Here is a 21,519-nt window from a genome sequence, read left to right as displayed (position 1 = left end):
GGAGAGCCGGATAATGGCCGATAATACCGTTAACACGCCAGCGCCAGGGAGCTGGTTAGAACGCCGTTTCGCGTTGTACTCCCGCGGCAGTACGGCAAAAACAGAATGTCTGGCCGGCGTCACCGGCTTTCTTGCCGCCGCTTACCTGCTGGTGGTGATCCCCGGATTGCTGGCCGTCGGCGGCATAGACAAAGGCGCCGCCACCACCGGCACCATTCTGGTCTTTGTGGCCGGGACGCTCCTGATGGCGTTTTACGCCAACCTGCCGTTTATCGTCGGGCCGGGCATTGGCGGCTCGGTGCTGGTCGGCGTGACGCTGGCCGGAAGCGAAGGCATCGGCTGGCAAATTGGCCTCGGCATCGCCTGCTGGTCCGGGATTTTATTCTTTCTGCTAACGAAATTCGGCCTGCGCGAAGTGGTGACGCGCTCCGTTCCGCAATCCATTAAGCTGGGATTAACCGCGTCTATCGGCCTGTTTGTGGCGGTACTCGGTTTTCGCAACGCCGGTCTGGTGCTGGCCAACGCCAAGACCAGCGCGCTGATGCTGGGCAATTTCCTTTCGCCGGGCGCGCTGGTGGCGCTATGCGGACTGTTTCTGGCGATTGCGCTACAGGCGCGGCGCATACCGGGCGCCATCCTGTGGGCCATTCTGTTTGCCACGCTGGTCGGCATACCGGCCGGCGTCACGAAATTGCCGGAAAGTTTCATCGCGCTGCCCCATTCGCTGGCCCCGGTTCTCGGCCATATCGATATGTTGGGCGCGCTGAATATTGCTTTCCTGCCGTTCCTGTTCGTTTTTTTCGCCTCGGAGTTTTTTTCAACCATGGGCACGACGCTGGCGGTGGGCGGCGAGGCGGGCCTGCTGGACGAAGAAGGCAACATGCCGCTGATCAACCGTCCGTTTATGGTGGATTCCATCGCCGCCGCGCTGGGGCCGTGGGTCGGCATTCCAGCGGCGACGGCGCTGATTGAATCTTCCGCCGCCGCCGAAGCCGGGGGCAAAAGCGGCATGACCGCGCTGGCCGCCGCAATCATGTTTCTATTGATGCTATTATTCACGCCCGTCGCGCTGATGATCCCCAAAGAAGCTACGGCGCCGGCGCTGATCCTGATTGGCCTGAATATGTTCAGCGGATTACGGAAAGTCGATCTCGGCAATTTCACCGACGGGCTGCCGGTGCTGATGATGGTGATGATCACGCTGATCGCCAACAGCTTCGGCACCGGGATTGCGGGCGGCCTGCTGTTTTACATTCTTATCAAGGCCATCGCCGGCAAGTGGCGGGAAATTCCTATCGGATTGTGGATTATGGCCGTGCCGCTGGTTTACTACTTCGCGACATTGGTTAAGCACTAATAAACGGCGTATTGCGGAAGGCCCGGTTGGCGTTATGCGAAAACCGGGCCTTCTTTGCGCTCAGAACCCGGTTATCCGCCCCGCCGCTCTCAACGAAACGCGCTTTCGATGTCATGGCAGCGCCCCATCGCAATAGTGTTGTAATACTTTCCATCGGCAAGCAATTTGTCGTTTTTCAGTATGCCCTCAACCTCAAAACCCAATTTTTTATACAGTTCAATCGCCTTGACATTAGTTTCCAACGCGCTCAGCGCCATCTTTTTGATACCGCAGGCGTCAGCCCAGGCGACAGATGTTTGTAGTAAGTTTTTCCCGATGCCGTATCCCCAAAAATCCTTCAGCATGCACACGCCAAATTCGACCTTATGCGCCAGCCGCGCGAGGTTAGATCCTTCGCAGCGCGAAAAACCGACAAGTCGTTTATCGACGACGGCGACCAAAAATAAATTCACCGGACTGGCCGTATCCATCCGAATTAACCGTTCAAAGCCCGGAGCATCAATAAAACCCTCGCCGCGCTGCCGATCCATATTCTGCGTCTCGCCATCGATCTGCGGCCTTAAGGCAGACAACGCTTTCGCATCGGCGGCAATGGCGGAGCGAATGACATAGGTCAGTCCATTTTTCTCAAATGCTTTATTATCAATAATCAAATTGTTGTCTCTTATCGCTGTGGCAAATCAGGAGACTTGAGTTTGCAGGCAAACCTGTCTGTAAAGCCGAGATACCCGCGGCGAGTAATAATTGGCTTTGTCATCAGTCTGGATACTTGCGGTTTTTTGCCGCCAGCGAGCGCAGTAACACGCCGAGCGTGGTGCCGTTGTGCAATAACGCGCTGGCCGCCGGTTTCAGCCAGCCCATGGCCGCCGCCAGCATAATCGAACTATTCACCCACTCCGTCAGGCGGATATTGCTGTTAACCAGGCGCATCGCTTCCTGAGCCATTTCACAGGCGGTCACCACCCCTTCGAGGTTATCCCGCAGCAATACGGCATCGGCGGCCTGCTGCGCCAGCTCGGTGCTTTGATTCATCGCCATGCCCACATCGGCCTGGGTTAATACCGGGGCATCATTGATGCCGTCGCCGATAAACAGCACCCGATGGCCCTGCTGTTGCAGATCGCGCACCACATCGACTTTGCTTTCCGGCGTCGCCTGGGAAAAGAAACGGTCGATGGATAATTCCTGCGCCAGCTGCCGCGCCTTCTCGGCTTTATCACCGGTCAGCAGCACGATATTTTTTATTCCCTGTTGACGCAGGCGCTGGATCACCTGCGCGGCCTCTTGCCGCACGTTGTCTTGCAGGCCGATCATGCCGACCAGCCGTTCATCCAGGCCGATGAACAACAGGTGACGCCCCTGCGACTCCAACCTGTCGATCTCATCTTCAAATTCTGAAAAATCAATCTGATAATGGCAGCTAAGGAAATGACGGCTCCCCACCACCATACGATGATCGTCCATTTCGGACTGTAAACCGTGGGCAATAACGTATTCCACTTCGCCATGATTGATGTGCGGCAACGCATGGTGCGCCGCTGCCGCAACCACCGCTTTCGCCAACGGGTGATTACTGTGTTCCTCAACGGACGCGGCAATCGCCAGCAAGCGCTCGGCCCAGGCTTTTTGCGGATCGAAACTGACGACATCGGTCACTTGCATATCTCCATGCGTCAGGGTGCCGGTTTTATCAAACACCACGGTATCGATCGCGGCCAGTTGTTCAATCGCCCGTCCCCCTTTCAGCAGGAGTCCCTGACGCGCCGCCCGGCTCATGATCGATTTAAAGGCAATGGGCGTGCTTAGCTTCAGGGCGCAGGAATAATCCACCAGGAAGACGGCGGCCAGGCGTTGCCAGTCACGGGTTAAGGCGAAAACCGCCGCGCCGACGCCCATAGTGATGGCGACCCGCCGATCGGCCATTTGTTGCGTCACGCGCTGCGTTTCACTGCGCTGACTCAGAGATTCGCTGATAAAACGCCGGATATTGGCCGTGGAGGATTCATCGCCGACCCGCTCGGCGCGAACGACGATATTGCCGTCCTGCACCTGTGTGCCGGCATAAACCCAGGCGCCGCGCTCCCGGCGTACCGGTACGCCTTCGCCGGTCATCGAGGACTGATTAATCAGCCCCACGCCGCGCAGAACCGCGCCGTCGGCGGGGATATTGTCCCCCGGCCCCAGCAACATCAGATCGCCGTTGACCAACTCGCCGCTCTGAATTTCTTCACGCACGCCTTGCCGCTCAACCCAGACCGGGTGCTCTCTGGGCTGCATCAGATCGGCCAGAAGCGCATCGGAATGACGGCTGGTTTCCTGCTCCAGATACTCGCCCAACGTCAACAGCGACTGGGTGATCATCGCCGTACGGTGATCGCCCCGCGCCATGGACAAACCCAGCGCCATGGCGTCCAGCACGTCCACTTTCAACTGGCCGTGAGCCAGGCTCTCCGCCCCTTCCGCCAACGTGGGCGCGGTGAGCGCCAAGGCCGGCAGCGCGGCCCAGTTTCCGGGCAGCAGCCAAGCCAGCGCGATGCCGCCAAGGTTGATTAGATTATCGCTGCTGCTATATTCCGCGTCATAATCGCCCGGCGCGCTCGCCTGCCAGTCCAACGCCAGCGCTTTTTGCAGCAGGGTTTGGCCTTTGGTCTGCTGGCGATCGTAAGTAATGACGGCTGAGCAGGCTTCAGGGCGCAGACGTACCCCGTTAACGCCGCGAAAAGAGAGCAACTGACGTTTCAGCCAGGCCAAACTTTGCGGGTAGCGCCGTATCTGCGGAATGCGCAAACGTACCCGCCCCGGCAATTGATGAACCAACGTAATGGTTTCAGGCAAATGAGAGATCACTCAGCATCCTGTTCACGGCTACGGTAATACTCCAGTTCAGCCTGTAAATCGGCTAACCGTTCTTTTAACTCTTCCACTTCGCCACGCACCGTGCCCCATGCCTTGCTGGCCGTTGTCGTGATGCCCTGCTGAACTTCACGATTACTGAGCAAATAGGCAATGGCGGCTCCGGCGACCACGCCGGTAATCAAGTGCGCTCGGCCGTCGGCCTGGCGATACGGCGTTTGCGGCGCCGGGGCATAAGGCGCGTAATACGGGTAGTATCCATACGGATAGTTAGGCTGTTTCATTATCTGCATCCTTTTTACCGATCGCATCCATCAGATAGATACCGGCGGCGCCGGCGCTCAACAACGTCAGCAACGTCAAAACCGGCCGGCCGGCGGTGGCATTCGCTACGGCCATCACCGCGCCCCCCACCAGACCGCCTTTCGCCGCATCACACGCCACGGCGGCGGCCGTCTGATGCAGGGTTTTCTCGCCGTTCTGATAACGACGCCATTGCTCAACGCAGGACGCGGTGGTGCCGACCAGCGCCCCCGCGATGACCGCCCGGCTTACCGGGCTCAGGCTGTCACGATTGTTGCTCATTGTGCGGCTCCTCGCTTGCGGGCTGTCCTTGTTGGCGGTGGCGCTCTACCGATTCATTGAAGCCTTCTTTTCCCGCTTTCAGCGTATCGCGGAAAATAGTCGAACTGGCGGTAGCGGTTTCTTTCAGCGTTTCCGCGCCGCTCTTCACGCCGTCCTTAACTTTAGCGCCGCCCGTTTTGAGTAAATCACCGGTGCTGGCGACGGTTTGCAGCAGCATATTGCGCACGCTTTCATTGGTTAACAGCAGCGTCGCCGCCGCGCCGATCATCGCCCCTTTCCAGAACTCCTTATCATCCATGCCGATGGCGCCGATGATGTTTTTAAGTATACCGGCCTGTTCGCCCATCATGTTTTCCACCATATTTTGCGCCTGGCTGTTCCAGTCAAAAGCGGGCTGCGGCTGCGTATGGGGGTGATGATGATGGTGGGGATATGGCGGAGGAGTCATGGCCTGCGGCGGCGTACCGGGTTGAGGCGGCATAGGGTATCCCATCGGCGGAAAGCCCGGCATCATCTGCGGCGGATACCACATCGGCGGTTGCGGCCAGTACATTACCGGTTGCTGGGGCGGTGCGGCGGCCTCTGGTGCCGGAGCGACAGGCGGATAGTATGGGTAGCCAAACGGCGGATAATAGGCTCCCCCTGATTGGCTGAATTGCTATTATCATTGCTCATATTCATTTCCTTAATGATTAGGATGACGGCGAGAGCGACTGAATCAACTGTTCCAGCGCTTGCCGGGCCGCGGTATCATCCGCGCCGAAAAGCTGCGTCAGCACCGCCGGATTGATTTGCTTCGCGTCATATTCCAGCAGCAAACTTCCGGTATGCGCATTGAGGCTATAGCTACGCAACGTACCATCGGGGCGGCATAACGCCTCCAGTTTTTCCAGCTTTCCCTTGCCAAGACTGGGGATCAACCGGTTAGTGAAACGTAAACGTATACGCCCCGGTATGTGATGTTCCACCGTAACAAAGCGACGCAACATCATCAGTCCGCTTAACTCTTCTGACTCCATACTGCTTCCTACATCTGCGAAAACCTGCCCAGAATTAACAGCGGACAAGCAGAAAAAAAACACGACCTTGCCATTATCAGCCGATGGAAGGGGGATTCTTTGCGGTTCATCAAGCAGCTTTAGTTTTTGTTAGGTACGGCGTAAAAAAACGCCGTTTGCGGCGAAGGGACGAAGGAGATTGGGCGGGCATATGAATCATCTATCGGATGCCCCCGATACTGGCGTTTATACCGAGCTTGCGATGCGTTCCCGCAACCATTGATGCGCGGGGTCGCGGTGGAGCCGTTCAGGCCAGAGCATGAGCATCTCGAAGCCGGGAACGTCGAGCGGAGGCTCGACCACTTGCAACGCGGTATTGCCGCGCACCAAGCGGGACGGCACCATCGCGACCAGATCGGTGCTCGTCAGCACCGCGTCAAGAAACAGGAAATGCGGCACGGATAGCACGACGCGGCGCGTCATGCCCCGTTTGGCAAGTTCCGTATCCGTAACGCCATGAAATCCGCCGCCGTCCGGCGATACGATGACATGATCGAGTTTGCAGAACTGCGCCAGGCTTGGACGGCGCGTCAAACGAGGATGTCCGGCGCGGCCGGCCAAGACATAGCGTTCCGTGAACATCGGCCTGCGCCGCATATCTGGCGACGCTTCGGAACCGATGAGGGAGGCCAGATCGATGTCGCCTTGCTCCGCTTTTCTCGCCACTTGCGAAGGAACGCTCTGCATGATGGCCAGGCGTGTCGCTGGCGCAGCCGAGTGGAACGGCTGTTCGAGGACGCACCGATTGCATTCCGTCCGCAGAACGGCGGCGACTATCAGGATCGCCATGTGCTGGCCGGCCATGTCGTGCCCAACCAAACGGGTTTGATGGCCCACATCGCCGATGCCGCTCTGCCCGCCGTAGGTCAATAACGCCGCGCCGCGACGGCCCGCAGGATGACGGCCAGGGATGGCCGATCACAAAAACGGCGTTTCCGTTGCCAACTAAGTAGACAAGCCAGGAGTGGTAACGTAAATTATTCGCATTGTTATTTGCATATAAATTGTTATTTGCACATAGATCGTTATTTGCCTATCAGAGGTCGCCATGAAACCTTACCTGCACCAGACTCAGAATCGTATTCGCGTTCGCTCCGACTACATACAGCGGAATCCCAAGCAGGTAGAGCGGATCGTCAGGGAATTGCATCTACAAGATGGCGTGCAGGAAGTAACTCATCGTATCTATGCCGGGTCCGTCGCTATCTGTTTTGATAGCCGCAAAGTCGCCGCCGCTGAATTGCTGGAAAAATTCGAACGGCTTGGCTGGCTAACCCCGACCAAAGATCAAGATTACATCGATAGTACGATTCGCCGGGGCGCCAAAACGCTGCTGAAAGGGCTGGCTATTGGCGCATTAAAACGCACCGTCGGCGGCCCGATTATTATGGCGATGAGCGTGCTGGCCCGTTAATGCCCCCCAATAAGAGATGACGAATAGTAAGCGAGGCGCCTTGCTTTACGCCACGCCTCTCTTTTTCCATATCACCGTTTTTCACACAGAAACGAAGGCGCCGGATCGGTTGAAAAAACCCACCCCTCATTACCCTGCGGATATATATTAATATTAAAATTAATATCCTTTTTAAAATAGAATTCCGGCAACTGTTCGCTAAAAACCGGATTAGCCACCTGATTAGGCATTGCATAAGAGTCCGTTGACGTGAGGAAATAGCTATTGTTCACATTCGTATAGGTGAAGACCGTTTTTCTGTTCAGCGTGATTGTTAAGCCATCCGGCGTGGTCTCTGCGCCATTTAGCATAGCTATTCCGGTTTTATCATGAAAAATGTAACTCACTAATAATTTCATGACGTGTCCGTTTTTGTGCAGAACAAATGACGCATCACAAGATAACTTTGTCGGTCTAGGGCGATAAATATAAATTAACGCAACTAAGAATATCATCGTCACCGATAAAATAATAACGATATGTTTATTAACGCGCCTCACTTTTCCATTCCTTCGCCAACAAATAAATGTGATACACAATGATTATTCTTATTTTCATCACCAAGCTCGAACTGGCATTGCACAACAGAACTCACGATTGAAAAATCATAAGTCGTAATATAGGAATACTTATTCACTGAACAAGAAATCTCGTCATTGTCAATGATATTCAATACTTTTCCTTTGGGCGCCAGGGCATTGGAAAAAAGATGACATCCTTTATATTCGAAAAGATAAGCGTAATTATCAAAATAGCCGCTAACGCGAACGTTCGAATGATGAAGACCGTACGACAATACAATCAGGAAAATCAATAGCGCAATAAGCCATAAATACCTTATATGACGTATTTTTCCCGCCGTCCGCCGGCGAGGAATCTCCTCGTCGCTCTCTCCCCTTTCCTCCAGGACAGGTTCAGGTTCTTCAGGTTCAAGTTGAGGTTCATCGCTAACTTCCGATTCAGATATGAATTCAGACTCGCCGGCTGGTTCAACCTCGGCATCGGAGAGCGGTTGGCATTCAGCCGGCTCAGCGCTGGACGAAAGAAAATTCCTTTCATAATCAATAAATTCTATTTCAATATTGTGAGAAAGCATCAGTCCTTTGCGCGATACGGTTTTTACTACGTCATCGCCCAAACCAACGGCACTAAGGCTTTTCCTTAGTAGCGAAATATTTTGATAAAAAGTATTAGGCGTAACAAAAACGCCAAATTTATTCCAGACTTCAGAGAAAAAAGTCGCTTGTTCAATAATTTCATATCTTTTCTCGATCAGCAGCAGCAGGCAGCGCCCTACTGGTTTATTAAGAACCTCCGTTTTATCGCTAATCAGCGATTTTAGTTGATTTCTATTGACATAAAAATCAACCACTCCATTAATACGATAAACCTTATACATAACATTATCTCAATGTAACACAGGGAACAGCCTCATCTACCGAATAGGATCCCCAATAATCATTCTGTCTAGCTTTACATCCACTGTATGATAATGATCTTTAGCGATATAAAACAACCGATTCCCTTAACTAAAATATCCCACCTCCTTTCAATCATTTCCCCATCTCTCGTAGTTAATGAAAAAACACAATAAAAAACAATTCATTAAGTGATAATCAACACATCAATCGTCTATAACTCAAGAATAAATTCAGTAATCTTAAGTAAAAAATCATTTTTATAAAGTTAGATTGATAAATACAATCCAGCACAAATAGAACAGGTAAAAAACAGAATACATACATTCTAAATAGATAAAATAAACCAGGCTCAAAAAACAAAATTTACTCTCTGATTTGAATATTTCAAAAAATCAGAAATTACAAAGGTCAACCACCAGGAACTTTTCCTTAAAAAGATATCTCTTTATTAATGAGAAGAGTTTTTTATTAACAGAAAGGGTATATTATGTCATTAGCAACCATTATTCGGACTGCTGTTCCGGCCTACGCTCGATTAGTGGCGCAAACCGTTTCTACTGCTGACGAGGCTATTTATTTCACTGGCACAGCGCTTAATTCAGCCAACTCGATGGACTCAAGCGGAACCAGCGCGTCAGTATCGCTGGGTAATGTATCTCCAGCCTCGTTGAGCAGCGTCGGAAATTTTGCCGGGGGATCCTCATTCAATATTTCAATGGCCGGCTGCCCGGCAATCGTTACCGCATCATCAATCACACGCCGCAGTTAAGGGTTCTCGCAGATGTTAAGAGTTCCCGTAGAAGAAAAACGCGTTAATAGCATACGACAGCGTGTAGCCGCGAAAGCGGCGATCTCCTTATCTTTAGCGGACGCGTCATTCGTTGTGGATGAAAAAATGAAACTTTTCGAGATGAATTTTCACGCTGAGACGCTTATTTCTAAAGGGAGTTTCGTTCGCTGTCGTCAGGGGCTGATTAGTTTCAGAAATGATGCATTGAATAATATTATCGTCGAGCAAGTTAAAATGCTAAATGCCTCGCCGCTTGGTTCGCCGCAAATGCTTGGGGTACAGTGCGGTTTTAAAAGTTTAATTATAAAATTTACTCGCATCAGTAGAGATCTCGGCAATCCTTTATTAAATGCATCCGAATTGATTTTATTTTCAATAATAGATGCCAGCCTGCGCAAAGGAGAACTGGATATAAATCTATTAAAGAACCTTTACAAGGTGACGAATACTGAAGCGAAACTTTGCCGCCTGTTGGCAAAAGGATGTAGTTTAATCGAATCCGCGCAGATGATCGGTATTACCTATGAACATGCCCGTCAGCGTATAAAAATAATATTAGGTAAAACCGGTACGAAAAATAAAACTGAGTTGACCTCATTATTAAATCAACTCATCTGCTGGGTGGGTTGCTAAGAAACGGCATTATTGCGGCGGGCTAATGACGGCGCGAAACGCGGCCAATTCCGGCGCGTCGTCCTGTTTGCGCCATGCTAAAGCCGTCTCATACGCCACCGGGGCTCCCTGCCCTTCCAGCGGGCGAAAGGCGACATTATCCCAGCCGCCGCCCCGCATGAATTCAGGCACTAACGCGACGCCCAATCCCGCCGCCGCCAGCCCTATGATAGTTTCCATCTGCACCGCCCGCTGAGCGATGCGCGGCGTAAACCCCGCCCGTTCGCAGGCGGAATGAATGACGCGGTACAGACCCGGCCCTTCGCTCTCTGGAAACATAATCCAGGGCTCATTCGCCAATGCGCCGATCGTCAACGTCGCCGCCGCGGCCAGCGCGTGATCCCGCGGCAAAGCTACAACCAACTGGCTGGATAACAACGGCTGCAAGGCCAGATACGGGGCGGCATACTCCGGTACAGGCAGGGCGACGATGGCGACATCGAGCCGATCTTCCAGCAGGGCTTTAACCTGCCGCGCGGTGGTCGCCTCATGTAATTCCAGAGCCACATCAGGATGCTCCCTGCTGAAACCGGCGACTATCTCAGGCAAGCGGTGACGCACCGCGCTGGCGACGAAGCCGACGCGCAGCGATCCGGTCAGCCCTTGCCCCGCGCGCCGCGTCAGCGCTTCGGCGCGCGCCACCTGCGCCAGCGTCCGGCGCGCCTCCTGTTGCAGCACCGCCCCGGCGGCGGTTAAACCGGTAATACGATTGGTGCGTTCAAACAGGCGGACGCCCAGCGCCTCTTCCATGTTGCGGATAGCGGCCGTCAGCGGCGGTTGAGCCATGTTCAACCGTTCGGCCGCCCGGTGATAGTTCATGGTCTCCGCGACGGCCAGAAATTGCTGTAGTTGGCGCAGGCTTAACATAAAGCAATACCTTTAATGTATTAAATAACAAGATCAATAGTATTAGACATATCATTATCCCTTGCCGATGATAAATCTTATTTCACTCAGGGAATACCAAGATGACGCATTCAGGCAATTCACCTTCTTGCGCGGGCCGCAGCGGAAAGACGCTGGCGAGCCTGCTGCTGGCCGCCGCTCCGTTGGCGGCGGACGGTTCGGAACAAGCGCGAATCACATCGACGACGGCGGCGGAAACAGCGCTGCTCAGGGAAGATCGGCGCATTGCTTTGCAACCGGGAACGTCGCTATTCATCCGGGAAGTCAGACCGGCGTCATTACCCGGCGGCAACCGCGCAGCGCCAGTGCTGTTGCTGCACGGCGCGCGCGTGCCCGGCGTCGCCTCCTTTGATCTGCCGGCGCCGGGCGGCTCGCTCGCCGGCGATCTCGCGGCGGCGGGCCATCGCGTTTATATCATGGATCTGCGCGGCTACGGTTTTTCCAGCCGCCCGCCCGCTATGAGCGAACCGCCGGAGCGCAGCGCGCCGCTAATGCGCACCGCCGATGCCGTCGACGACATCGGCGCCGCGATCGGCGCCATTATGCAGTGGAGCCACAGCGACAAAGTCAGCATCGTCGGCTGGGCGACCGGCGGACACTGGGCCGGCGCTTATGCCGCGCAATATCCGCAGCAGGTCGATCGGCTGGTGCTCTACAACACGCTTTACGGCGGCAGCAGCCACCACGACACGCTCGGCCTGGGTTCGCCGCTCGACACCCCCGACAATCCCGGCATTTTTAACGCCCCCCGCTTCGGCGGCTACCGGGTCAATAGCCGCGACAGCCTGTTTCCCGCCTGGGACAACAGCATTCCGCTGCAGGACAAGACGCGCTGGCGGGATGAGCGGATCGCGCAGGCGTATGCCGATGCGGCGCTGGCATCGGACGATACAGCCTACCGCAGAGATCCGCCCGGCTTCAGAGCGCCTTCCGGCGCGATGGCCGATAGCTTTGAACTGGCGATTGGCAACAAACAGTGGCAGGCGTCGCGCCTTACCATGCCGGTGCTGGTGATCCGCTCGGAGAGAGACTTTTGGAGCCGCCCGGAAGATGCCGACGCGCTGGCGCAAGAAGCGCCCAACGCGCAGGCGCTGACCATCCCGGCGGCCACGCATTTCGTCCACCTCGACCGGAACGAGGCCGGCAGAGGCCAGTTTCTGTCCGCCGTAAGCCGCTTCCTGGCGGCCGAAAATGATGAACGGGAGTGACTATCCGCGCGAACATCCCTGCCGATGCGAAAATAACCGGTGCGACGATGACTTAGCTCATACGGTGTTGTTTATTTCCTCCGTCAGCAGCGCGCCCAGCAAAGCAAAGCCGATCAACGCAGCAAAACCGTATTGAAAGCCGGCCATACCGGGATGAAGATTGAGAACGATCACCATCAAGGCGAGAGCAATCGCACCGCTGGCGTACTGCGCCGTAATCATCAGTCCGCTGGCTATCCCCTGCTGCTCATCCGGCACCTCATGCATGCCGACAACGAATTTGGCGGTGTAGATCATCCCATGTCCCACGCCGCTCAGTATCAATCCGGGGATAAACCAAAGCCAGTCGATCTGTTCTTCGAGAGAGAAAACGATAAGCAATAACCCTGCGGCCCCAAGCAGAAACCCCCAGCGCAACACCCTAAGCGCCGCCATTCGCGTAAACAGCTTACCGGCTACGGCGTTGCCGGCAATAATCATCAGCGTCAACGGGATGAAAAGCAGCCCGGTCTGCAACGCGCTGTAGTCATAGTGATCCTGCATCAGTAAGGTAAGCAGAAAGAGTTCGGTCCCCACGCTAGCCATGTATAACGCGCTGGAGAGGCTGCCGCGCCGCAACGAGACCAATCGCCTTACGCCCCGGCCGACCAGCGGTTGTTTGCCGTATTTCTCGCCGAGGAGAAACAGTGATAGGGATATTGCGGTCATACCGAACCAACGATGCGTGTTGATATGGTGAAGGCCATGATCGGCTAACGACGTCATCGCCAGCACGATACTGAGTACGCTCAGGGTTCCCAATAATGATGACCATAGCGGTAGCCTTTGACGCTGCGCCGGGCGAACGATAGCGTGAAAATAGCGGCGAGCAGACCAGATACACATCAGCCCGATCGGCACATTGACCAAAAACACCAGCCGCCAACTGAGCTGGGTAAAGAGTCCCCCCAGCACGACGCCGGCAACCAATCCCGCGGCCCCCACCGCACTCCATACGGTTAACGCCTTCGCCCTCTCTCGTCCCGGACTGAAATGGTGTGAAATCAACGCGATAATGGCGGGCTGCAAAAACGCCGCCCCCAGTCCCTGAATACCACGGGCGGCGATCAGCGCGGCGGCGGAGGTGGTCATCCCGCCCAGCAATGACGCCAGGCTGAACAACGTAAGCGCAAAAATAAACATGCTTTTAGCGCCAATCGCATCGCAGAGCCTGCCGCCCACCAGCAAAAATCCGGCGAATATCACCCCATAGGCGGAAACGATCCATTGCGCATGCGAATCGGCCAATTGCAGGCTACTGGCGATATTGGGCAAGGCGACATAAATAATCGAATAATCCAGCGCGATAACAAACTGCGCCAGCGACAGCACTATCAGCGTGAGTGATAAACGCGGCAGAAGGTTGTCATCTTTAGGAATACAATTTGTCATCGCTCTCTATCCATCGGAAAAAATCAAACCATCAACAATGAATTGAATTCATCATTGATACAGGGTTTAATCAGCTTATATCCATTGATAAAGCCGATTCAAAGTCATTGATTTCATCCATAGATGAGATAAATTCAGCGTGAAAAAGAAACGTCTGCCGCCGTTAGGCGCGCTCAGAGCCTTCAATGCCGTTGCCGTTCATCGCAGCTTCAAACTGGCTGCCGATGAGATTGGCGTCACCGCCACGGCAATCAGCCATCAAATACGCGTACTGGAAGAACAACTGGCGACGAAAGTGTTCGAACGTAGCGCCAAAGGCGTAACGTTAACCTCCGCCGGAGAGAAACTTTTCCACACCACAGAGCGTGTATTCAGCGAACTACAGGACACCATAGCAAGTATTCATGCCGATACCGCGCCGCCGGCGTTAACCATCACCACCACGTCGAACTTTCTTACTCACTGGCTGGTGCCGCGTCTAGCCGAACTGAAGACAGCGTTGCCAGATATCGATTTACGCTTGCATACCAGCGTGGAACGAATTGATTTGACGAAAAAAACGGTGGATGCGGCAATCCGCTACCGTGAGGAAGAAGAGGAAACATTAGCATCGACGCTGCTTTATAAAGATCGCTTTATCCTGGTCGCCAGCCCGATGCTGGAAATCAAACAGCTTAGGGATTTGCCATCGGCAACGCTGTTTCACGTCGATAATCGCCATGTCCCCGCGCTTGCGCCAAGCTGGGAGAACTGGCGCAATCGCTTTGGCCCCGCCGATCTGAATATTGAAACCGGCTTACACTTCACCGATGAAACCCATGCCATTCAGGCGGTGGTCGCCGGTCAGGGCGTCGCGATCGTCAGCAGCCTGCTGGCCCACGATTTCATTCAACAAGGCGTTCTCACCGCGCCGTTTGCACATGCACTTCCCGGCGCGAATTACTATCTGGTGACCCTGCCGGAATATGCCGTTCGGGAGGATATCGCCAGCCTGAGAAGCTGGCTGCTCAGTAAAATGAAAGAAACCGTATAAAACCTGGCGCCCCGATAGGCATTAAGGGAAGTAACGCTCGATTTCGCTAAACCCTATCGCCGCGTCAAGAGAGGAGAAATCACCACCCGCTTTCATCTCCCCGGCCGCCCGGATAAACGTGCCAAAAACCAGACGAGCCAAAGCGGATCCGACGCTGATGCGCTTCACGCCGACGTCTTCTAACTGAGCGACGCTGAACGTTGTCCCCTGAATGCCGGTAATGACGTTAACCGGTTTAGTGAGTGACTGGCATAGGGTTCGGATAGTATCGAGATCGCGTAAGCCGGGCGCATAAAGCACATCCGCCCCCGCTTTTTCAAAAGCCTGTAGCCGTCTGATGGTATCGTCGAGGTCCGGTTTACCCCACAGATAATTTTCACAGCGTGCGGTGAGCACAAAGTCATGCGATAAATGACGACAGGCTTCAGCGGCGGCCTGAATGCGCTCCACCGCAAGTTGGAAATCATAAATAGGGTGTTCGGCGTTCCCGGTATAATCTTCCAAAGAGCATCCGGCAAGACCAATGCCGGCGGCAACCCGGATCGTCTCGGCGGCGCTTTCAGGACTGTCGCCGAGCCCATTTTCAAGATCCGCCGAAACAGGGAGCGGGGTTGCCTCAACCAGTGATTGGCAATGCTTTATCACGTTTTCCCACTCAACGCGCCCTTCCCTGACGCCCATCGAGAAAGCCATACCCGCACTGGTCGTCGCCAATGCCTGAAACCCCATCGCGGCCAGAATTCGAGCCGTGCCAATATCCCACGGATTGGGAATGATAAATGCGCGGGGGCCTTCATGTAACTGTCGAAAAATCTTACCGGCGTTCTCCATTGTTCCTCCATGTTAGCCAATACATTTATTATGTTAACAACGGCATGCTCCGGTGCTCAAAATAGAAGCAAAGCCCCCGGCTCGCAAGAAAAAATACTTAGCATAGGGAAAATAGACCTACCGCGAGGCGACTGATAATAGCGCCATGATAGTTATGGCTCATTTTCCCGGTCCGCCGGCACGTTGAAATAACTCAAATCCGCCGCCAGACCTGGAGAAGACCGAAAAGATGCAGTACGCCATAAACCAGGCAAATAAGGGAACTCCATATAGCGAAAAGCGCGATCGGGCCGGTCTCGATGACCAAATGCGGAAGTATCGTCAGCCCGCGCAGTAAATAGACGGCCGTAATGGCGCACAGAGCAGGTTTAAGCATCGGCAGTTTCTGGAGAACGCCAGCGCCGGAAAGCGCATACAGCCCCCAAATCGCCAGGATGCATGCGATGAGCGCGGTGACCAACGGCGGATACCACTGTCCCGCGGCGGCGGCCGACGCCATGCGTTCTCCCGCGCCGAAAAAACGATACCAGGACGCGCCGCCAATAATGATGGCGACATGGAGCACAGCGGCAATGGCGCTCAGCCCGGCGGCAACAATCAATAACGCATTGTATTTGGCAGGTACAGGCGTCGAATTTCCACGTAAATCGGCCATAGATCCTCTCCAGAAAATCTCATTCGCCATAACATGGACGGCGACATGGCAAGAAATACCGCCCGACAAAGATCGAACCAATGCGGACAGCGCCAAAACCATACGGATACGTATGTATTGCCTATTCGATTGAAAGTGTCAATACGCTAGCGTATGGTTAGCGACATGACGCAACAAAAGAAAAACAGACTGTCCCGTGAAGACTGGATATTAGCCGGCTTCCGGGCGCTATCCCGTTCCGGTTCGTCCGCTCTCAAGGCGGAAGCGCTGGCGCGCGAACTCGGAACGACCAAAGGGTCGTTTTACTGGCATTTCAAGGACGTCGCCGACTTTGAAAGCGCGATGCTGGCTTATTGGCGGGCGCGGGCGAACGAAGAGGTGATCGCGGCAGTGGCGTCGGCGGGAAAATCGCCGCAAGAAGGTCTACAGGAGTTGGCGCGTATCATCGCAGGGTTGCGTAACGCCGCCGATGGAGGGCTACGCTCCGAAAGCGCGATCAGACAATGGTCGGTGACCAACAGCCGCGTCGCCGCCGCCCAGTTTGAGGTTGATACCGAGAGACTGAATTATCTGACCGCGCAATTTGTTCGCGCCGGTTTTTCCCATCAACGCGCGGCCTTGCGCGGAAAAATACTGTATGCGGCAGTGATCGGGTTTGAATATCTTGAGCTACGGCAGCTCGCCGCCACACAGGAAGGGCTAACCGGGTTATTAGACCACCTGCTTTCGCCAGACAGAGCATGACGTTAGCGCCGCCGATTATATCCAGGGTTAAAGCCATTAAGGAGCAGAGGTGAACAAACTCGATAATCTCACCGCGATGATTATATTTGCCAACGTTGTCGAAACCTTGAGCTATACCGATACCGCTAATCAATTAAACATTGCCAAATCATCGGTTAGCAAAGAAATTTCCCAACTCGAAATCAGGTTGGGGGCTAAACTGCTACAGAGAACCACCAGAAAAATTCAGGTTACCGAACTGGGATTAACTTACTATCAATATTGCCATCGTATTCTGCAGGAGATAAAAAGCGCGGAGCGATTCATAAGGCAAGTTCATGAAGATCCCAGCGGCAGCCTTCGTATCGCGGCGCCGGTCACTTTCGGCACCCAGTGCGTTATGCCGGTTGTTAATCAGTTTATTAAGAACAATATTCATATTACCGTCGATCTCGATTTAACCGATCGGCCGATTAATATAGAAGATGAGAATTACGATGTTGCCATCGCTATTGCGCGGGAATTACCGGAAAACGCATCATTTAAACCGCTTATTGATATCGAGTGGGGATTATATGCCACTGAGAAATACCTGCGCGCGTATCCTGATATTACTCATCCCGACGAATTACCGCACCATGACTATATTTTATTCCGCGGTAATGCGCATACTATCGCTTTACCCTTTCATAAAGATAAACAGAAACTGAATATCGAAGTACATTGCCGATTGCGCGCGAATAACAGCACCGCACTGTTAAATGCGGCGCTGGATAACCTCGGCATCGCCTACCTTCCGGCCTATATCACCGATGAACACGTACAAAAAGGCGATATCATCCGGCTATTGCCGCAGTGGCAAATGGAGGTCTACAAATCCTATGCGCTGTTTAAGAAGTCGCAATTCAATGCTCCGCGGATCGCGCTTTTTATTGAGAGTCTGCAACACGCGCTGCATGTGTCTTAAGAGCTTCGTTCTCTAACCGGCTCAGTAGTAATTCCCGTGGCGGTAGTCCCAGCTAGGGAAAATATCGCTCATAATCGCCATGATCCGATCCGCCTGTAACCCCTTACGAATCAATATCGGACAAGGGCTTACCCCACGCTGACCGTGCTGTTCCGGCACCAGCTTTCCCGTCTCATCGACCAGCGAAACCATCACGCCCTGTTCATAACGGGTTTCGTCTGATTCGTTAGGCTGAATGGATTTGACGTAATCGTTGGCTTCGATAATCAAATCCGCACGCTGCGCAATTCGCTCGCCGATACCTTCAACCATACCCCGGTTTCCTTTCCCCGACGGGTTCGCGGAGCTGGCAAACGAGAAACGCCCCTGTTCCCACAAAGTACGGGCGATATTCTCTCCCGGCACGCCAAACTTGATCACGAAGCAGCTGGTTTCCCGGCCGTCCATCATCAACGCCTGACAGCCGTCATTCGGGATTAACGCTTTCCCTTGCGGCTTCCAGGGCAAAATACAGCCCAATAAAATATCCTGCCGCCAGTGTTGCTCATACAACCGCTCGATTTCCGGCGTCATTTGCGCCAGGGCTTTCACCTGCTCCAGCGAACCGCACAGCACCACGCCCGGCTTATTTCGCTTGCGCTGTTTGGCTTCGAATTTGCGCTCCAACCCTTCGGCATCCGAAGTCATAATGATATAGCCCACTTTGGTGGGGCTGACGATCATCCCGCCTTTGCCGGATAAAATATCCACGGCTTCCTGCTGTACGCCGCCATTCCACTTAATCGTTTTCTCTTTGGTCATTGACTTTCATCCATCATGGTTATGCTGATTAAAAACGATATTCAGCAGCAATAGGAGGTCAAAAAATAAATTTTCAGCACGAAGCAAAACGCCGAAAATATATTTTTCGTTAATAACGGCACTATATAAAAGGATTAACCGAAAACCTTGCAATAAAACTTCAGCCCGAACCCATATATTTAAATAACTAAAGCGAGTATAAAACCATAAATTAACTAATGATAATTACCCCTTTAATTTAAATTAAGCATTATCATAACGAGATAGAGAAGATTGACAATGAGTATTGTCAATTGGCCGGCATTGTTTCCGTCAGGAAACAGTGGTTCGTTTCCCTGATAATAGCCGGAAAAAAATATGACGATATTCCTTCATCTTTCGGGGAGGCATGACGAGTATAAAATAGTCAGCCTTCATCTTTTTTCAAATCGTCGCTGCCCAGCCGGCCAATAAAGGGTAAACGCAACGCCGGGGATTTAATATCCACTCCCGCATTGAGCCCCAAGACATTGACCTCAACGCCCTCTTCCACGCCCAGCGTCAAGCCCAGCACGCCCAGCAGCGAGAGCTGCACGCCTTTGCCGGAGGGGGGTAAACCAATCGGACGCGTTAACGGCCGGTAATCCTTGCCGATCGCGTTAGCCGGCATATCCAGCTTCAACGCCGGCACTTCCCTGCCGATATGCGCAATAAAGGTATTGCTGTTTGGGCCGGGCCATACGCGATAGGTATGCGGATAGGGATAGCTTTTGATCGCGGCTTCAATCTGCGGGATCATCGCCTCGGCGCCGGCCCCCCGATGGTCCGCCAGCAGTTCGGGACGTGAGCCATACCAGTATCCATCGGGGATCGAACGGTTACGGCGAATAACATTATCATCGCCCCAGCGGGTAACCTCATAGCGGCTGTATTGGGTTTCGCCGGCCTTCTTGAAGATGATCCAGGGATGAACCGCCAGCAGGCCGCGCCAGCCGTAAGTGGGCGCAGCATAGACTTGCACTATCGCGGTTTGGCGAAATTTCACCGGGTCCGGCGCTATTCCCGCGGAATCTCTGCGGGCATGCCAAAAACTCTGGCCGGTTAATGCCTCCCCGCGCTGCGTCGTTTTAGCATAACTCTGCCAAAACGACAGCAGCAACATACAGATAAACCCGATACTCAGCGCCTTGATATAACTCATATATTCAATTAACCCAATGAAAAGAAATAAAAATGAAGGATATTAACCATTTCAATCCCGTCACCGGGCCGGTAGTCAGAACCTTTACCTGATACCATCACTTAATACCGTATGTTTTTCAATCTATCACAACAATTGAAAAGAGATACCGTCAAAAAATGGCGCGCTCGCAACGCCGCATCGCATGGGGCCGACGGTTATGCCTTCGCCAATGCAACAACGGGCTGTTGCGTTCGCAACAGCCCGTTGTTTTCAACCGTATTGAGAATGAAAGCCGAATCAGCCTTTCTTCACCGTGATGCTCCATTGCGCGTCGCCGACCTGTTGATAGTCGGAGACGGTATGTCCCTCTTCCGCCGCCCACAGCGGAATGCTCTCCGTTGCCTGGGTGCAGTCGAAATCAATCACCAGTTCATCGCCGGATTGCAATTCCGCCATCGCCGCCTGCGCTTCGATAAGCGGGAACGGACAGACCTGATTTACCACATCGAGTTTTTTAATCATAACAACCCCAATTACTTATCAGACAGACGCGGCTTGCAGGCGCGTCTGGCGTTTTGGACGAACAAACAGATACCATGACGCGGTCCATACGCCCAGGATAATAAACGTTAACCCAACCCAGCCCTGCCAGGTGATCATGGCGGTCATCACCAGACCATTGCCGATAGAGCATCCTCCGGCAATGCTGGCGCCGAACCCCATCAGGATACCGCCGATAAAACTGCGTACCGAGGTGGCGGCATCGGCGGCGCGAATACGAAACTCCCGGCTGCCTTTCGCGGCGATAAACGCCCCCAGGAAAATCCCCAGCACCAGGAAAACGCCCCAATTAAGAAACTTGCCGTCGCCCACCACCAGGTACTGCAAAATATTGGCGCTGGGCGCGGTAATGCCTAAGCCGAAAACACGGCCGGTGGCGGTGCTGAGCGGCCAGGCGAGCAGCGCGATAAGGCCAATCAGCACGGCGCTGACGAACGGATGCCAGCGTTTTTCGAATAACAGATGGGCAAGGCCCGATTTCTTCGGCGGCAAAGAAGCTATCTTCAGCTTCGGCTTTTTCAATTCCTTCGCCGCCAGCCAGAGGGTCGCCACAACCAGCAGCGCAATAAACGGCCACGGCGACAGGCCAAACGTATCGGCGATAGAGTTATGCTCCGTGCTCAGAGACTTTATCTGACGATTGAACGAAGCCATATGATCGGAGCGCATGACGGCGCTGGCGAGCATATAGGCGAACAGCGCAATCCAACTACCGATCAGCCCTTCCCCGGCGCGATACCAGGTGCCGGTGGCGCAACCGCCCGCCATCACAATGCCGATACCGAAGACATAGCCGCCCACAATGGTGCCAAACCACGGGAAAGCGCCGGCGTCATAGTTCAACTGTCCGGCGGCGATTAAAGCGAAAACCCCTACGCTCTGAATAGAGATGGCGATTAATAAGGCGTAAAAAATACGGTTATTTTTGGCAATGTACATATCACGAAAACCGCCGGTAAGGCAGAATCGGCCTCGTTGCATGACGAAGCCGAGCAGAGCGCCGCACAGCAGCCCGGTGAAAATCATTTGCAGCATAGTAAATCGATCGCATT

At 53.8% G+C, this 21,519-nt stretch carries 25 protein-coding genes and 1 pseudogene; 7 read left to right on the top strand and 19 right to left on the bottom strand.

Annotated elements, in window-relative coordinates; translation table 11 throughout:
• Window positions 1–13 precede the first annotated feature (13 nt).
• A complete protein-coding gene (locus tag HC231_RS06495) occupies window positions 14–1,357 on the top strand; it encodes an NCS2 family permease (RefSeq protein ID WP_208230247.1) in 1,344 nt (447 codons plus the stop codon).
• 89 nt (window positions 1,358–1,446) lie between these two features.
• On the opposite strand, the gene HC231_RS06490 is transcribed toward HC231_RS06495, so the two are convergent.
• The 8 genes and pseudogenes from HC231_RS06490 to HC231_RS06455 form a co-directional block, all read right to left on the bottom strand.
• Entirely contained in the window at window positions 1,447–2,010 is a 564-nt protein-coding gene (locus tag HC231_RS06490) for a GNAT family N-acetyltransferase (protein ID WP_208230246.1), read from the bottom strand.
• 103 nt (window positions 2,011–2,113) lie between these two features.
• Entirely contained in the window at window positions 2,114–4,204 is a 2,091-nt protein-coding gene (locus HC231_RS06485; protein WP_246494710.1) for a heavy metal translocating P-type ATPase, read from the bottom strand.
• Window positions 4,201–4,494 carry a YtxH domain-containing protein gene (locus HC231_RS06480; RefSeq protein WP_208230245.1) on the bottom strand — a complete coding sequence of 98 codons (294 nt, stop codon included), beginning with the start codon at window positions 4,492–4,494 and terminating at the stop codon, window positions 4,201–4,203. Before HC231_RS06480 ends, HC231_RS06485 begins: the two co-directional genes overlap by 4 nt.
• Complete coding sequence (locus HC231_RS06475) at window positions 4,481–4,795, bottom strand: magnetosome protein MamC family protein (protein WP_208230244.1); 315 nt, start codon at window positions 4,793–4,795, stop codon at window positions 4,481–4,483. The genes HC231_RS06480 and HC231_RS06475 overlap by 14 nt, the downstream gene beginning before the upstream one ends.
• Window positions 4,779–5,348: a YtxH domain-containing protein gene (locus tag HC231_RS06470; RefSeq protein WP_246494708.1), complete on the bottom strand. Its 570-nt coding sequence runs from the start codon at window positions 5,346–5,348 to the stop codon at window positions 4,779–4,781. The genes HC231_RS06475 and HC231_RS06470 overlap by 17 nt, the downstream gene beginning before the upstream one ends.
• Window positions 5,348–5,470 carry a hypothetical protein gene (locus tag HC231_RS24120; RefSeq protein ID WP_281397393.1) on the bottom strand — a complete coding sequence of 41 codons (123 nt, stop codon included), beginning with the start codon at window positions 5,468–5,470 and terminating at the stop codon, window positions 5,348–5,350. Before HC231_RS24120 ends, HC231_RS06470 begins: the two co-directional genes overlap by 1 nt.
• A gap of 17 nt (window positions 5,471–5,487) precedes the next feature.
• The gene (locus tag HC231_RS06460; RefSeq protein WP_208230241.1) at window positions 5,488–5,814 is read right to left on the bottom strand and encodes an HMA2 domain-containing protein; all 327 of its coding nucleotides are present in this window, start codon (window positions 5,812–5,814) and stop codon (window positions 5,488–5,490) included.
• Window positions 5,815–6,039: 225 nt separating this feature from the next.
• A pseudogene (locus tag HC231_RS06455) lies at window positions 6,040–6,570 on the bottom strand (LysR substrate-binding domain-containing protein); the annotation flags it as partial.
• Window positions 6,571–6,901: 331 nt separating this feature from the next.
• On the opposite strand from HC231_RS06455, the gene HC231_RS06450 reads away from it, so the two are divergent.
• Window positions 6,902–7,267, top strand: a complete 366-nt coding sequence (locus HC231_RS06450) for a hypothetical protein (protein WP_208230240.1) — start codon at window positions 6,902–6,904, stop codon at window positions 7,265–7,267.
• Between the two features lie 71 nt (window positions 7,268–7,338).
• Here HC231_RS06450 and HC231_RS06445 read toward each other — a convergent pair whose 3' ends face one another.
• The 3 genes from HC231_RS06445 to HC231_RS06435 all read right to left on the bottom strand — a co-directional run bounded on the left by HC231_RS06445 (window position 7,339) and on the right by HC231_RS06435 (window position 9,483).
• Complete coding sequence (locus tag HC231_RS06445) at window positions 7,339–7,665, bottom strand: hypothetical protein (RefSeq protein ID WP_208230239.1); 327 nt, start codon at window positions 7,663–7,665, stop codon at window positions 7,339–7,341.
• Between the two features lie 137 nt (window positions 7,666–7,802).
• On the bottom strand, window positions 7,803–8,705 hold the full coding sequence (locus HC231_RS06440) for a winged helix-turn-helix domain-containing protein (protein WP_208230238.1): 903 nt from the start codon (window positions 8,703–8,705) through the stop codon (window positions 7,803–7,805).
• A 595-nt stretch (window positions 8,706–9,300) separates the two neighbouring features.
• Window positions 9,301–9,483, bottom strand: coding sequence for a hypothetical protein (locus HC231_RS06435; protein WP_208230237.1), 183 nt, complete (start codon window positions 9,481–9,483; stop codon window positions 9,301–9,303).
• A gap of 25 nt (window positions 9,484–9,508) precedes the next feature.
• Here HC231_RS06435 and HC231_RS06430 point away from each other — a divergent pair, with 25 nt between their 5' ends.
• On the top strand, window positions 9,509–10,150 hold the full coding sequence (locus HC231_RS06430; protein WP_208230236.1) for a helix-turn-helix transcriptional regulator: 642 nt from the start codon (window positions 9,509–9,511) through the stop codon (window positions 10,148–10,150).
• 9 nt (window positions 10,151–10,159) lie between these two features.
• On the opposite strand, the gene HC231_RS06425 is transcribed toward HC231_RS06430, so the two are convergent.
• Window positions 10,160–11,056, bottom strand: coding sequence for a LysR family transcriptional regulator (locus tag HC231_RS06425; protein ID WP_208230235.1), 897 nt, complete (start codon window positions 11,054–11,056; stop codon window positions 10,160–10,162).
• 101 nt (window positions 11,057–11,157) lie between these two features.
• Between HC231_RS06425 and HC231_RS06420 the strand changes: the two genes are divergently transcribed.
• The gene (locus HC231_RS06420) at window positions 11,158–12,303 is read left to right on the top strand and encodes an alpha/beta fold hydrolase (protein ID WP_208230234.1); all 1,146 of its coding nucleotides are present in this window, start codon (window positions 11,158–11,160) and stop codon (window positions 12,301–12,303) included.
• 57 nt (window positions 12,304–12,360) lie between these two features.
• On the opposite strand, the gene HC231_RS06415 is transcribed toward HC231_RS06420, so the two are convergent.
• A complete protein-coding gene (locus HC231_RS06415; protein WP_208230233.1) occupies window positions 12,361–13,734 on the bottom strand; it encodes an MFS transporter in 1,374 nt (457 codons plus the stop codon).
• 139 nt (window positions 13,735–13,873) lie between these two features.
• Between HC231_RS06415 and HC231_RS06410 the strand changes: the two genes are divergently transcribed.
• Window positions 13,874–14,767, top strand: a complete 894-nt coding sequence (locus HC231_RS06410) for a LysR substrate-binding domain-containing protein (RefSeq protein WP_208230232.1) — start codon at window positions 13,874–13,876, stop codon at window positions 14,765–14,767.
• Between the two features lie 21 nt (window positions 14,768–14,788).
• On the opposite strand, the gene HC231_RS06405 is transcribed toward HC231_RS06410, so the two are convergent.
• Window positions 14,789–15,598, bottom strand: coding sequence for an isocitrate lyase/PEP mutase family protein (locus tag HC231_RS06405; RefSeq protein WP_208230231.1), 810 nt, complete (start codon window positions 15,596–15,598; stop codon window positions 14,789–14,791).
• A gap of 193 nt (window positions 15,599–15,791) precedes the next feature.
• Window positions 15,792–16,253, bottom strand: coding sequence for a hypothetical protein (locus tag HC231_RS06400; protein ID WP_208230230.1), 462 nt, complete (start codon window positions 16,251–16,253; stop codon window positions 15,792–15,794).
• A 165-nt stretch (window positions 16,254–16,418) separates the two neighbouring features.
• On the opposite strand from HC231_RS06400, the gene HC231_RS06395 reads away from it, so the two are divergent.
• The gene (locus tag HC231_RS06395) at window positions 16,419–16,997 is read left to right on the top strand and encodes a TetR/AcrR family transcriptional regulator (protein WP_208230229.1); all 579 of its coding nucleotides are present in this window, start codon (window positions 16,419–16,421) and stop codon (window positions 16,995–16,997) included.
• Between the two features lie 49 nt (window positions 16,998–17,046).
• Window positions 17,047–17,943: a LysR family transcriptional regulator gene (locus HC231_RS06390; RefSeq protein WP_208230228.1), complete on the top strand. Its 897-nt coding sequence runs from the start codon at window positions 17,047–17,049 to the stop codon at window positions 17,941–17,943.
• A 21-nt stretch (window positions 17,944–17,964) separates the two neighbouring features.
• Here the strand turns inward: HC231_RS06390 and HC231_RS06385 are convergent, their stop codons facing one another.
• From HC231_RS06385 to tsuA, 4 genes are all read right to left on the bottom strand, one after another.
• On the bottom strand, window positions 17,965–18,744 hold the full coding sequence (locus tag HC231_RS06385; protein WP_208230227.1) for an L-threonylcarbamoyladenylate synthase: 780 nt from the start codon (window positions 18,742–18,744) through the stop codon (window positions 17,965–17,967).
• 406 nt (window positions 18,745–19,150) lie between these two features.
• Window positions 19,151–19,924 carry a DUF3750 domain-containing protein gene (locus HC231_RS06380; RefSeq protein ID WP_208230226.1) on the bottom strand — a complete coding sequence of 258 codons (774 nt, stop codon included), beginning with the start codon at window positions 19,922–19,924 and terminating at the stop codon, window positions 19,151–19,153.
• 279 nt (window positions 19,925–20,203) lie between these two features.
• Window positions 20,204–20,428, bottom strand: coding sequence for a thiosulfate utilization sulfurtransferase TsuB/YeeD (gene tsuB / locus HC231_RS06375; RefSeq protein WP_048637947.1), 225 nt, complete (start codon window positions 20,426–20,428; stop codon window positions 20,204–20,206).
• An 18-nt stretch (window positions 20,429–20,446) separates the two neighbouring features.
• On the bottom strand, window positions 20,447–21,502 hold the full coding sequence (tsuA, locus tag HC231_RS06370) for a thiosulfate utilization transporter TsuA/YeeE (protein WP_208230225.1): 1,056 nt from the start codon (window positions 21,500–21,502) through the stop codon (window positions 20,447–20,449).
• Window positions 21,503–21,519 lie beyond the last annotated feature (17 nt).

It is taken from the genome of Brenneria izadpanahii (genome assembly GCF_017569925.1).
Lineage (GTDB): Bacteria > Pseudomonadota > Gammaproteobacteria > Enterobacterales > Enterobacteriaceae > Brenneria > Brenneria izadpanahii.
Note: the sequence above shows the minus strand (reverse complement) of the source record. Positions and strands in the feature narration are given on the sequence as shown.